10 protein-coding genes are annotated in these 13,526 nt (G+C 63.8%); 6 read left to right on the plus strand and 4 right to left on the minus strand.

Going from position 1 to position 13,526, the window contains the following annotated elements; translation table 11 throughout:
- Positions 1–90 precede the first annotated feature (90 nt).
- Complete coding sequence (locus tag B0G73_RS21370) at positions 91–1,938, plus strand: tetratricopeptide repeat protein (RefSeq protein ID WP_106283282.1); 1,848 nt, start codon at positions 91–93, stop codon at positions 1,936–1,938.
- Between the two features lie 112 nt (positions 1,939–2,050).
- Here the strand turns inward: B0G73_RS21370 and B0G73_RS21375 are convergent, their stop codons facing one another.
- Positions 2,051–3,352, minus strand: a complete 1,302-nt coding sequence (locus B0G73_RS21375) for an MFS transporter (protein WP_106283283.1) — start codon at positions 3,350–3,352, stop codon at positions 2,051–2,053.
- A gap of 300 nt (positions 3,353–3,652) precedes the next feature.
- On the opposite strand from B0G73_RS21375, the gene B0G73_RS21380 reads away from it, so the two are divergent.
- On the plus strand, positions 3,653–4,177 hold the full coding sequence (locus B0G73_RS21380; RefSeq protein WP_106283284.1) for a GNAT family N-acetyltransferase: 525 nt from the start codon (positions 3,653–3,655) through the stop codon (positions 4,175–4,177).
- Positions 4,178–4,479: 302 nt separating this feature from the next.
- Positions 4,480–5,589: a hypothetical protein gene (locus B0G73_RS21385; RefSeq protein ID WP_106283285.1), complete on the plus strand. Its 1,110-nt coding sequence runs from the start codon at positions 4,480–4,482 to the stop codon at positions 5,587–5,589.
- 102 nt (positions 5,590–5,691) lie between these two features.
- Here B0G73_RS21385 and B0G73_RS21390 read toward each other — a convergent pair whose 3' ends face one another.
- The 3 genes from B0G73_RS21390 to B0G73_RS21400 form a co-directional block, all read right to left on the minus strand.
- On the minus strand, positions 5,692–6,417 hold the full coding sequence (locus tag B0G73_RS21390; RefSeq protein WP_106283452.1) for a DUF2968 domain-containing protein: 726 nt from the start codon (positions 6,415–6,417) through the stop codon (positions 5,692–5,694).
- 524 nt (positions 6,418–6,941) lie between these two features.
- Positions 6,942–8,438 carry a gamma-glutamyl-gamma-aminobutyrate hydrolase family protein gene (locus B0G73_RS21395; protein ID WP_106283286.1) on the minus strand — a complete coding sequence of 499 codons (1,497 nt, stop codon included), beginning with the start codon at positions 8,436–8,438 and terminating at the stop codon, positions 6,942–6,944.
- Between the two features lie 150 nt (positions 8,439–8,588).
- Positions 8,589–10,346: a cation:proton antiporter gene (locus B0G73_RS21400; protein ID WP_106283287.1), complete on the minus strand. Its 1,758-nt coding sequence runs from the start codon at positions 10,344–10,346 to the stop codon at positions 8,589–8,591.
- 205 nt (positions 10,347–10,551) lie between these two features.
- On the opposite strand from B0G73_RS21400, the gene B0G73_RS21405 reads away from it, so the two are divergent.
- From B0G73_RS21405 to B0G73_RS21415, 3 genes are all read left to right on the plus strand, one after another.
- Positions 10,552–11,241 (plus strand): DUF2848 domain-containing protein, encoded by a 690-nt coding sequence (locus B0G73_RS21405; protein ID WP_106283288.1) that lies wholly within the window; start codon positions 10,552–10,554, stop codon positions 11,239–11,241.
- 7 nt (positions 11,242–11,248) lie between these two features.
- The gene (locus B0G73_RS21410; protein ID WP_106283289.1) at positions 11,249–12,598 is read left to right on the plus strand and encodes an MFS transporter; all 1,350 of its coding nucleotides are present in this window, start codon (positions 11,249–11,251) and stop codon (positions 12,596–12,598) included.
- Between the two features lie 208 nt (positions 12,599–12,806).
- Positions 12,807–13,487, plus strand: a complete 681-nt coding sequence (locus B0G73_RS21415) for a GntR family transcriptional regulator (RefSeq protein WP_106283290.1) — start codon at positions 12,807–12,809, stop codon at positions 13,485–13,487.
- Positions 13,488–13,526: the final 39 nt, after the last annotated feature.

Genomic DNA, 13,526 nt, shown 5'->3' on the forward strand with positions numbered 1-13,526 from the left:
TAGATATCGAGACAATCGGTCAATTCGGAGCGCGGTCCGGCGAGTGTGGGAAAATGCGGCCTCTGCCTCACCCGAATGCCATCCCCCGTCATGCAACCTGTATTTGACCGCGCTTTCGCGGCGCATCGTGACGGCCGCCTCGACGACGCCGAACGGGGCTACCGCGCGACGCTCGACGGCAATCCCGCGCACGTCGATGCGTTGCACCTGCTGGGCGTTCTGCGCCACCAGCAGGGCCAGCACGCCGAAGCCGCCGAGCTCGTGCGGCGCGCGGTGAACCTGCGTCCGGAAGACGCCGCGCTGCAGTTGAACCTGGGCAACGCGCTGAAAGCGCTGGGCCAGATCGACGACGCCATCGAACAGTTCCGCAATGCGCTGACGCTCGCGCCGTCGTTCCCGATGGCGCACTACAACCTCGGCAACGCGTACGCCGCGGCGGGCCGTCATGAAGACGCCGCCGACGCGTTCGAGAGGTCGTTGCGGCTGCAACCGAACGACGCTTCGTCGCACAACAATCTCGGCAATGCGCTGCACGCGCTCGGACGCCACACGGAAGCCATCGCCGCGTTCCGGCGCACGCTCGAACTGCGTCCCGGTCACGCCGGCGCGCTCAATAACATGGGCATGTCGCTGAACGCGCTCGGTCGCGCGGAAGAAGCGATCCCGTGTTTCGAGACGGCGCTGGCGGCCGAGCCGCGCTTCGTCGCCGCGCACTTCAATCTCGCCAACACCTTCGACGCCACCGGCCGCCATGCTGAGGCGGTCGCGTCGTTCAAGGCGGCGCTGAGCTTGCAGCCGAACCTGCCGCCGGCGATCTTCGGCATGGGGAATGCGCTGGCGGCATTGGGACGCCACGCCGAGGCGCTCCCGTATCTCGAACGCGCCGTCGGTCTCGATCCGCAATTCGCGCTCGCGTGGCTGAGTCTGGGCACCGCGCACCAGGCGCTGGGCGCGCATGGCCCCGCCGTGCGCGCGCTGGATCAGGCGCTGCGTCTGCGGCCCGATCTCGCCTCCGCGCATATGAACCGCGCGCTCGCGTGGCTCGCGCTGCGCGATTTCGCACGCGGGCTGCCGGAGTACGAGTGGCGCCTGCAAACCATGGCGCAGCCGCTGATCCAGACGCTGCCGCGCTGGCACGGCGAGCCGATCGCCGAACGTACGCTGCTGGTTCACGCCGAGCAGGGTTTCGGCGACACGCTGCAATTCGTGCGCTTCGTCCCGCTGGTCGCGCAGCGCGCGGCGCGCGTGGTGCTCGAAGTGCAGCCGCAACTGCTGCCCTTGCTGGCTCCGGCCGCGCAAGCCTGGCGCGTGACGCTGATCGCCCAAGGCACGCCGCGTCCCGCCGCCGATCTGCAATGTCCGCTGCTAAGTCTGCCGCTCGCGCTCGGCACGAGCTTCGACACCATTCCGGACCGCACGCCCTATCTCAGCGTGCCGCCCGCCTACGGCCGCAAATGGCGCGGCTCGCTTGGCGGCCAGGCGAAGCGCAAGATCGGCATCGCGTGGTCGGGACGCATCCAGCAAAACGAAACGCGTTCGATGCCGCTCGCCGCGCTCGATCCGCTGTTCGCACTCGACGGCATCGACTGGATCGTGCTGCAGCCCGAGTTGAGCGCAGACGAACGCGTGGCGCTCGACGCGCATCCGCGCGCAGCGTCGATTCACCGCTTCGACAAGCGGATCGGCGACTTCGCGGACACGGCGGCGATCATCGAACGGCTCGACGCGGTGGTGTCGATCGATACGTCGATCGCGCACGTTGCCGGCGCGCTGCGCAAGTCACTGTGGTTGATGCTGCCGTTCGCGGCGGATTGGCGCTGGTTTGTCGGCGAAACACGCAGCCCCTGGTATCCGGGCGCAACGCTGGTGCGCCAGCCGCAACCCGGCGCGTGGGGTGATGTCGTCGAGGCCGTGGCGAACGAGTTGCGCAAGGGCTAGCGCGCACGCCGCCCGGCGAAGTCAGCCGTCATCGCCGGGCACAAAACAAAAACCCCGCGTTCGTGAGAACGCGGGGTTTTCTCTTGCCCGAATGAATCAGGAACGGTGAAGCTCAGGCCGTCCGATATTGATTGCGCGATTCCGGCGTGCGATACAGCACCAACGTCGCGATCAACCCGCAAATCGCCGCCACACCCAGGAACAGACCCGGTGCCGCCTTGTTGCCGGTGGAGTGAATCAGCAACGTCGAGATTGCCGGCGTGAAGCCGCCGATCGTCGTGGCGAGGCTGTAGGCGAGCGAGAAACCGGCGGTCCGCACTTCGACCGGCATGACTTCGGTCAGCGCCACGACCATCCCGCCGTTATAGCTGCCGTACAGGAACGACAGCCACAGTTCGACCTCCAGCAAGCGCGCGAACGACGGGTCCGCCACCAGCCACTGCAGCGCCGGATACGCGGTGATGATGGTGAGGATCGTGAACGTCAGCAACACCGGACGCCGGCCGATACGGTCGGACAACGCCCCCGCGAGCGGCAGCCAGATCAGATTCGACAGACCGATACAGACCGTGACGACCAGGGTATCGATCGACGACAGCTTCAGCACTTCCTTGCCGAAGGTCGGCGTGTACGCCGTGATCATGTAGAACGACACCGTGGTCATGATCACCATGCCCATGCCGCCGAGCACGATGCCCCAGTTCGCGGCCATCGTCTTCATGATCTCGCCCATCTTCGGATGGTGCTTGCGCGCCTTGAACTCCTCGGTTTCCTGCAACGAACGGCGGATCAGGAACAGGAACGGCACGATCAGGCAGCCGATCAGGAACGGCACGCGCCAGCCCCAGGCGCTCATCTGGTCGGCCGGCAACATCTTGTTGAGGAACACGCCGATCAGCGCGGCGAACACCACGGCAACCTGCTGGCTGCCCGACTGCCATGCGCAGTAGAAGCCCTTGTTGCCTTTGGTGGCGATCTCGGACAGATACACCGACACGCCGCCCAGTTCGACCCCGGCGGAAAAACCCTGCAATAGCCGGCCGCCCAGAACGAGCACCGGCGCCAGCAAGCCGATCGTCGCGTAACCCGGAATCGATGCGACCGTGAGCGTGCCGAGCGCCATCAAGCCCAGCGTGAGGATCAGACCTTTGCGCCGGCCGTGATGATCGATGTAAGCGCCGAGGACGATCGCGCCGAGCGGCCGCATCAGGAAGCCCGCGCCGAACACCGACAGCGACAGCATTAACGACGCGAATTCGTTGCCGCTTGGAAAGTAGGTCTTGGCGATCGCCGAAGCGTAATAGCCATAAACCATGAAGTCGTACATCTCAAGGAAGTTGCCGCTGACTACGCGGAAGACCGTCTTGACTTTGGATTCTTGCGATGTGGAAGTAGCGTGTGTCGCTGTTGACATGACATTCTCTGATAAGCCTGTCGCCACGCGGGATCGGCGACGGCAGGCAGTTGAAACGATCCACCGGTTTTGTCAAGCGGACGCCTCGGACGGCTGCAAGAGAACGCGCCCGGGGCGCCGCATTTTCATGCTGAACGCATTGTTGCGATATCAGGGTAAACGTTGTGATTCACGTGGTAGCTGCTCCACGTAATGTTACCGTTGAAGCCGCTGTCGCGAAATGCATACAGTTTCCTTACATAGAATGGCCGGCCGTCGCGCTAACATTCGCAGTCAGGCATTCCGTTGATCACTACCCCGATGCGAACCACCCCCGCTCTTTCACTGCGCCCCGCCACGCTTGCGGATGCCGCGCTTATCGCTTCGATCCACACCACCAGTTGGCAGGCCACCTATCGCAACCTGCTGCCCGACACATTTCTCGACGGCGAAGTGACGCGCGAACGCGCGGCCTATTGGGAAGCGCGGCTGAGCGCCCCCGGCGGCGAACGCCGCATCGTGCTGATCGCCGAACTCGCCGGCGAGCCGACGGGTTTTGTCTGCGTCGAACGTCAACCGGAGTCCGCGTGGGGCGTGCTGCTCGATAACCTGCACACGCTGCCGGACTATCAGGGCATCGGTGTCGGCAAGCTGCTCATGCGTGCCGCCAAAGACTGGGCTCGCGCGCAAGGCGAAGCGCAACTCTATCTGTATGTGCTCGAAGGGAACGCGCCGGCAATCGGCTTCTATGAGCGGCAAGGCTGGCAGTTCGTCGGCGCCGAACCGGATCATATGGGCGGCGTGGATATTACAGCGTTGCGCTACGTCTACAGACTCGATCGATAGGACGAGCATGGCTCGTTTGAGCGATGTCGAGGCCCGACTCAAGCCAAGACGATTCGACACGACCATTCGGAAGTTTCCGCACTCCAACTCGACTGCATCCCGGTAGCATCCTCCACACCCCTACGGCTTCACTGAGTGACACGCCCATGCGCCCGTGTGCTTGCCCAGCACAACGCGGGTGGTCGGCGTCGACGTACGGCGTGCATGTCTGGCGTTTCACGCGCATCGCACCGAGGCCTGAGTCCCCGCAGATCCCGTGACCGCCGAGCGGCGGCCCCTTTAAGAGGCGCTGGAAACGACCGATGTCCACCATTCCTTTCATCCCGATCCAGGGCCATCTGGCCGTGCCGCGCCTGCGTCCGCTGGGTCATGTGCCGGCATCCTTCGGCCGGGACTGGGCACTGCTTCCGCCGGGCTACAGTTTGCGCACGGAACTCAAGGCACTCTACGCAGCCATGCTGCGCACGTTCTGCCTGAGCGACCAGGCCATTCGCTCGCTTTGCCGATGGTCGCCGTCGGAACAACAGCGCGCGACCACGGTGCCGGCTCCGGTGTTCGAAAAACCATTCGACGCGGTAGCGCAAATGGCTGCGGCTGCTGCGGCCGTCCCGCCGGTTCTGCCGCATGCGTATGCAACGGCCGTACGCGGGTCGGCCCATCACTGGAGTGCGTTGGCAGGCGGCGCATGCGTGCTCGGCGGTACTGCGATGCTTGGATGGATCGGGTTCGATCATCTGATGCATCGTGACACCGTCACTCATATGGATTCCGCGGGCAAGGTCTCGCACGAACGCGACTCGCGGTCAGTGAAGGCTCAGCCACCGGCCGCAGTCAACGCTCGCGCCGTGGATAACGTCGCGGCGAGCAGGTCCGCAGCAGTCGCGGCATCAATGCCCGCGCTCTCGAATGCGGCGCCTGCGTCCGGCTCTGCGGCGGCAGCGGCGGCGGCGGTGTCGGTGCCCGCTTCGAACTCTGCCTCCACATTGCGCTTCGCTTCGGCGCATGTCATCGCCGATAAAGCCGTCTCACATCGCGGTCAGCTCGTCCGCGAGCAAAGCCGCAAGCAACACGGACAAATTAACCGGCGCATCGCGCGTTTCGTCGCCGCAAACCGACCATCGCACGCAATGGTTAGCGCCGCAGAGGCGACACGCAGCGCGGCCCCACGGGTCGCAGCAAATGCGTCGCCAAAGCTGTCGGCTGCCGGAGCTTATTCGCCGGTCGCTCCGGCTCGACTCGGCGTCGACGAATACGCGGGCGTAACCATGTCAGCTGCTACACATGTCCGCGATACCGTGCCAATGCCGCGCACCGGTTCGTCAAACAATGCGTCCGGCACCAGCGGCACCGAATGGATGAACCATCTTTCACATCGGCGCGTGACCGACGTTCCGGATCAATTTGCGAAGTAAGCACCCGCGCGACCGCATAGACGTCGCGTAGCAAAAAAAGCCCGGCCAATTCATCCACGAATTGGCCGGGCTTTTTTACGTTCATACATTTACTTCTGAATGTTACCTCTGAATCGGCAATCCCATTTCGGTTTGCCGCTGAAGTTGCAGCACTTCGCCCTGCACCTGACGCAGTTGCGCTTGCGCCCTTTCCTTTTCCGCGTGCAGCGTGGCCGCTTCGCCTTGCGTTTGACGCTGATAGTCGTTGACCTTGGCCTGCTGCGTGCGAGCCACTTCAAGATCGGCCTGCAAGCGTTTCGCGCGATCTTCGGACATTGCAATCACGTCTTCGATGTACGCCTTCTGCGCCTGCAACTGCGTGCGGCGAATCTCGACATCAGCGAGTTGCGCCGTCTGCTGGGCAAAGCCCGCATAGATCGCTTCCGCGCGCGCCATGTCCTCGGACTTGATCACACGCCAGAAATGCTTGTCCTGAAATAACGCGACGTAGTACGTCATTTCCCGTGGATGGAAAAACAGACTGGCGCCATAACTGCCGTTATACGTGGTGCGCAGTTCGCTCAGCTTCGCGTCGTGAATCATCTGCATCAGTTCGGCGACATTGCCTTGCGCATCGCCGGCCGTAGGCGACGTGGCCGACGCGGTTGATGCCGCGTTGCGCAGCGCCTCGGCGACAGGCTGCGGCGTCAGGGTGTTGATGGCTGGCCGTGTACCGACCACCGGCGCGGCCTCGTCGCCTTGCGCGGCCAGCACGAAACCGCCCTGCTGCAATAGCGCACACGAGGTCGCGAGCAGCATGGCGCGCCGTATTAATAAGGGATACTTCATACGTGCATGCTCCATGCGAATCCAAAACAGCCGCAGATTATCGCGCGGATTCGCCTTTAAGCGAAGCATTGAAACGTCACGGCGACGGACTTTAAATCGAGATAAACGGCTGACGAATGATTTGATCAAGTCAGCGCGTCCATCGCGAAATAAACATGTCCGGATACGACGAAAATGCGACGTTCCGCCTCGTGCGAATGACTTGAATTTGCGTGACGGTGGCACGAACTCAGCGGTAAGCGGATGCGCAATATGGAGATAAAGCGCCTGGCAGTAAGATGCGTACAGTTTAATCAAGAAAAAACTCGCATTCCTGATTATCTGTCTCGGTAACAAGATGTCTGCGACTTCAAAGAAATAGTACTGCCGCCTGCATCGGCAGGCCGATGCGAGAGTCGAGCGAGAAACGAATCGGTAAAGCAGCGGGAGAAAAATACAAGAGGCGCACCGTTGACAACCGCGGCGGTGCGCCTCCAGCGAACGACCTACTCGGCGAGCCACCCCGCCTCGCCAGCCAGCGCGTCTTAAAACCGTGTCTCGCGCGCCACCCGCAGGAACGTATCGAGCAACGGCGTGCAGTCGAGCAACTCCGGCCCGCCCGCGCGATGAAACTCCGGATGCCATTGCACGCCCATTACGAACGGCGCGCGCCGGTAGCGCACGGCTTCGATGATGCCGTCCGACGCCGACACCGCTTCGATATTGAGATCGCGGCCGAGCGTCTTGACCGCCTGGTGGTGAATCGAGTTGACGATCGCATCGCGCCGGCCCGGGAACATGTTGGCGAGCGTCGAACCGTCCGGGAAATGAATGCCGTGCCGATGCTGATCGTAGTTCTCGTTGACGTGCGTGGCCGCCGTCGGCACATCGGTGGCGATGTCCTGATACAACGTGCCGCCGAACGCCACGTTGATCAGTTGACAGCCGCGGCACACGCCGAGCACCGGCTTGCCGGATTCGACGAACTCATGCAGCAGTTCGAGTTCGTACATGTCGCGCACGCGGTCGCCCGGCCATTCGTGGCTGGTCGCCTGTTCCGCGTAGGACTGCGGCGAGACGTCGGCACCGCCTTGCAGCAGCAGGCCGTCGAGATGCTTCGCGTAGTCGCGCAAACGGATATTGCTCGGATGCAGCATGCCCTGATGACCGACCGTCGGAATCATGAACACCAGAACGTCGCGCGACATCACCCAGTGCGCGATCGATTCCTCGAGATACTGCAAGGTCTTGCCGCGCAATCCCTTCGCACCCGGCTCGGGATGGAAGATACGCGCCGACACGCCGATGCGCAGCGTGCGCTGCGTGATCCGCTGGCCCGCGCGATCGAAAATCTGGCGCGCACGCGCCGCGACGATGCGGCCGAACACGGTCCACGCCGAATCGTTGTGCTTCAGATAGCGCGGCGGCGACGGCGGCAAGGCGTTGGGCGGCGGCGGGTTGGACGCGGTGAAGTCGGGCGCCGCGCCGAAACCGGGCGGCGGCGAGCCCGCCCGGCGCTCGGTGGAAGCCGGAATCTCTTCGTTCACTGTAACGTCTTCGACGGAGCTCACCAGCTCGCCGTCCACGGGTTCACTGCCGACAGTTGGCGACGGTCTCATCGCATGGACGCCGGCACGCCGCGCGTCCCGTTCATGAACTGCCGCTTCCTGCTTTGCGGTGGATGCCGCGGCCGCGCTGCGTGCTTCCGCCGCGTCGCGTTGCCGCGCCGTTTGCGGATCGGCGGGCGTGACCGCCGACGCGCTGTCGGGATCGTCCGTCGACGATCGCACGGCGGCCTCCTCGGCAGCCGGCGTCGCGGTGACCACAGCCGGCGTGGGCGTGGATGAAACATCCGGCGGCGTCACATCCTTGATCGGCGACTGGATGGCATCTTCGTGCGAGAGGGGTAGCGAGGCCGCCGGATCGGGCGGCACGGAGCCGGCTGTCGACGCACAGGGCGGAGTGCCGGACGGCGCGGGCGACGCCGAAGGCGGCGTGGGATTGCCGGGCTTGCCGGCATTTTCAGGTTTGTTTTCGCTCATGACAGTCAGACAGGCGCCTTCCACGCGAACGAATGAATATGCCCTGATTATCCGCTAGCGAGCCAAGCGCCGCAAACCCGCACACAATTGCTCACATTGTCGCGGGCGCCCCGCGGTGCTTGGCCCGGAGAACCGCGAGGCAAGTCTGACTCAAGGATCCGGCTGCTCTTCGAACGTCTCACGCAAGGCGATCTGCATGGCCGCGTGGATTTTCACGCACCAGCGCCACACCAGCGCGAGCAGTAATGCGGCGCAAACCAGCACCGCGCCGAGCAGGCCGGTCGGCGGCAGAATGCCGCCCGAAAGCGCCGCGACCAGCAGAAACACGCCGACCATCGAGACCACCGGCACCAGATCGGAGATCGTGTAGCGGATCGCGCTCGTGAATCGCCCCGCCGTCGCCGGTTGCACGCTGACTTCGGCAAGCAGCAACGCAAGCGACTTGAGCTTGCGATACACGGCCACCAGAAACGGCATCGACACCACCAGGGCGAGACTCCATAGCACGACGCGTTGCATCGGCTCCGAACTCACCCAATGTGCGAGCCACGCACTGGTATAAGGCGCGCTATACGTCACGATCAAAAATATCGCGGCGACCAGCGCCAGATTGACAGCGATCTGCAGAATGATCCGCCGTGTCATGCTGAACAGCGTGGGTTCGCCGCTTCCCGTGCTCAAGCTGCGCAACCATTGCCCGTACATGCCGAATACGTTCGCGAGCGTGCGCGGCATGGCGTGACCGAGGCGCTGCGTCAGCGGGTCGGCCGCGCGGATCAGATACGGCGTGAACAACGTGGTCAACGCCGACACCGCCACCGCGATCGGATATAGAAACGCGCTGGTCACCTTCAGCGTCAAGCCGAGCGACGCGATGATGAACGAGAACTCGCCGATCTGCGAAACGGTCATGCCGACACGCATCGCCGTGCGGCCGTCCTTACCGGCGAGAAAGGTGCCGAGCCCGCACGACACGATCTTGCCGACGATCACCGCCACCGTGATCACCGCGATCGGCCATGCGTAGTCGACCAGCACGGCCGGGTTCAGCATCAAACCGATGGTCACGAAGAAGATCGCGGAAAAGGCGTCGCGCAGCGGCGCGATCAGATGCTCGATCCGATGCAGATGGCGCGATTCGGCCATGATCGCGCCGATCAGGAACGCCCCGAGCGCGATGCTGTAGTCGAGCTTCACGACCAGCAGACAAAAACCGAAGCAGAAGCCGAGCACGGAGACGAGCAGCATCTCGTCGCTCTTCGCGCGCGCCACGTAGTTCAACGCGCGCGGCACGACCAGAATGCCGACCACCAGCGACACCGTCATGAACAGCAGCAGCTTGCCGAGCGTGACCACGGCGACGCCCGCGCTCAACTGCCCCGTCTGCGCGATGCCCGACAGCAGCACCAGCATGGCGATGGCGAGAATGTCCTCGACGATCAGAATACCGAACACCAGTTGCGCGAAGCTCTCGCGCTTCAGGCCCAGTTCGGAGAGCGCCTTGACGATGATGGTAGTCGACGAGATCGCGAGGATCGCGCCGAGGAACAGCGAATCCATTGAACTCCAGCCGAACGCGCTGCCGATCTCGTAACCGATCCACAGCATCAGCACGATCTCGGAGAGCGCCGCGACGATCGCCGTCGCGCCGACCTTGAAGAGCTTGCGCAGGCTGAATTCGAGGCCGAGCGAAAACATCAGGAACACCACGCCGAGTTCACCGAGCGTCTGAATGGTCTGCTCGTCGTGGATCAACTGGAATGGCGGCGTGTACGGCCCGATGATCACGCCGGCCGCGATGTAGCCGAGCACCACCGGCTGTTTCAGGCGATGGAACAGCACGGTGACGACGCCGGCGAGCGCCATCACGACCGCCAGGTCCTGAATGAAGCCGATGCCATGGTGCATGGATACGTCCCTTACAAAAAGTAATATTGAAAACGCAGTTTAGCAAAGGAACGCGACACCTCGCCTCACGTCGACGCTCGACGAAATGGCATTGCGGCAAGCTGCGGGCCTCACCCGCGCCGTCCGCAAGAATGTTTTTGGCGCGCTGGACTCCTGTGAAATATCACAATAATATTTGCAGCATATTTTCTTTCGGCGTCGAGCAATGCAGCAGGTGTCCTTCAATGTTGTAGACCGTTCCGGCGGCAGCTGCGCTGCGATCGCCGAGGTGAATCGCCTGACCATTGCCGGCTGGGCCGGGCGCGATCAGGCCGCGATCGAGCATCACATCGCCGAACTGGCTGAACTCGGCGTGAAGCGGCCGTCCACCACGCCGTGCTTCTACCGCCTCGGCGCGGAACTGCTGACGCAGGCCGAGCAGATCGACGTGGTCGGCGTGAAGTCGAGCGGCGAAGCCGAATGCGTGCTGGTGCAGACAAAGACGGGCTTGCTCGTCACCGTGGGTTCGGATCACACCGACCGCGAAGTCGAGGCCTACGGCGTGACCGTCTCCAAACAGGTCTGCCCGAAACCCTTGGCGCGCGACGCCTGGCGTTTCGACGACGTGGCCGGCCACTGGGATCAGCTCGAACTACGCGCTTTCGCAGTCACCCACACCGGCGAGCGGCGCGTCTATCAGCAAGGCAGCGTGGCATCGCTGCTGCCGGCCGCCGATCTGCTCGCGCGCGCGCCGCTCGTGCAAGGCGCGGCGATGTTCTGCGGCACGCTGGCGGTACAGGGCGGCATCGTCGGCATGGCCGACGGCGACGCGCTCGAACTCGAATTGCACGATCCCATCCTGAACCGCACGCTGCGCCACGCCTATCGCGTGCGCGCGCTACCTATCGTCGAATGAGGCATTCATGAGCTCCCCTTCGCTATCCGCCGCCGACGCGTCTTCCGACGCCTGGCTCGAAGCCGCCGCCCTGCGCAAAATCACCTGGCGCATCATGCCGTTCCTGTTTCTCGTCTACGTGCTGTCGTATCTGGACCGCGTCAACATCGGTTACGCGAAGCTGCAGTTCACCGGCGACCTCGGCTTGTCGAACGCGGCGTACGGACTCGGCGCGGGGATCTTCTTCTTCGGCTACTTCGTGTTCGAAGTGCCGAGCAATCTGCTGCTGAAGAAGTTCGGCGCGCGCGCCACGATCGCCCGCATCACGATGCTGTGGGGCCTGCTGTCGTGTCTGATGATGTTCGTGCGCTCGGAAACGATGTTCTACGTGCTGCGCTTTTTCCTGGGCGTCGCCGAAGCCGGGCTGGTGCCGGGCGTGGTGCTCTATCTGACCTTCTGGTTTCCGTCGGACCGCCGCGCGCGCATGGTCGCCGTGTTCATGGCGGCGATTCCGGTGGCCGGCATCATTGGCGCACCGTTGTCGGGCTTTCTGATGTCGGCGCTGCATGAAGCGCACGGCTTGCGCGGCTGGCAGTGGATGTTCCTGATCGAAGGCATTCCGTCGATCCTCGCCGGCTTCTGGGCGCTCGCCGTGCTGCGCAACACGCCCGCCGAAGCCGCCTGGTTGAGCGACGACGAAAAGCGCGTGATTCTCGGCCGTCTGGCGCGGGAAAACAGCGCGGCCGCGGCGGCCGGCGCCGAGCATAGCCTCGCCGTGGCGTTGCGCTCGGGCCGTTTCTGGCTGCTCACGCTGATCTATTTCTGCCTCGTTACCGGCAATGCGGGCTTTTCGTTCTGGCTGCCGCAGATCGTCAAGGATCTCGGCGTGACGAACCTCGTCACCAACGGTTTCGTCACGGCGATCCCGTATCTCGCGGCGGGCATCGGCATGATCCTGATCGGGCGCTCGTCGGACATCACCGGCGAGCGGCGCTGGCACTACGCTGTGTGCTGCTTCATCGGCGCGGCGGGATTGCTCGGCAGCGCCTCGGTAACCAACTCCATTCCGCTCGCCGTCACCGGTTTGTCGATCGCGTACATCGGCATTCTCGCGGGCTTCGGCATTTTCTGGTCGATGTCGACAACCTTCCTGCAAGGCACGGCCGCGGTCGCCGGAATCGCGGTGATCAACTCGATCGCGAATCTCGCGGGGTATGTGAGCCCGTATGTGCTCGGTATCGTCAAGGACGCGACGCAGAGCGTGACGTTCGGGCTCGTGTTGATCGCGGGGGCGCTGATTGTAGGCGGGCTGGTTACGCTGATGATGCCGCGCGTCAAGGTGCAGCATGCGGCGGCGGTCGCGCCGAGCCGCGCCTGACAGACGGTGATGGACGCGATCTGGCGACGCGCCCGCGCAGCGTTCACGCGTCGTGCGAAACGAAAGCGAGCGCGGGACCGCGTTCCATGCGCGCCGCGTCTGGATAGCGCGGGCTGATCGCCCACCAGCCGTGGAGCGCAGCCGGCCCGCGTCGCGCGCGCAAAACCTTGCTCTACAATGCGGACGACATTGTCCGCTGCCACTTCACATGACGCTTTTGCAGACCGCCCGCTCTTCCACGCCCGCCCGCGCGACCGCCGCCGCGAGTCTCGCCGAGCAGGCGTATGCGTTCGTCAAGCGCGAGATCATCACCATGCGCCTGCGGCCGAGCGAGGTGCTCAACGAAGCGGAACTGATGGCGCTGACCGGCATCGGCAGGACGCCGGTTCATCAGGCGCTGCATCGGCTGGTGCATGAAGGCATGCTGACCATCATGCCGCGCAAGGGCATCATGGTCCGCCCGGTTTCGCTAGACGACGTGCTGGCGATCATCGACGTGCGTCTCGTGAACGAAAGCTACTGCGTCGAACTGGCCGCACGCCACGCGCAACAGCACGACTACGACGCGATGCAGGCGCTGCTGGACCGCTCGGCCGTGTGCGTCGCCGCGCACGATATCGAGGGCATGATGGATATCGACCGCGAGTTTCATCTGGCGATTTCGGCGGCTTCGCGGAACCCGGTGCTGGCCGACATCCTGCGCGGGCTGCATGAGCGCTCGCTGCGCTTCTGGTTTATTTCGCTGTCCGAGCCGCATCATCTGGAAGACGTGCACGAGGAACATCTCGAACTGTTTGACCTGCTGCGCAAACGCGACGCCGAAGGCGCGCGCCAATCCGTGCAAAAACATATCGAAGCGTTCCGCGCCACGCTTTTCAACCGCATCTGATTAGTCGCATCTGATCGACCGTATTCGAGCCCGCACATC

The organism is Paraburkholderia sp. BL25I1N1 (assembly GCF_003002025.1).
Classification (GTDB): Bacteria; Pseudomonadota; Gammaproteobacteria; order Burkholderiales; family Burkholderiaceae; genus Paraburkholderia.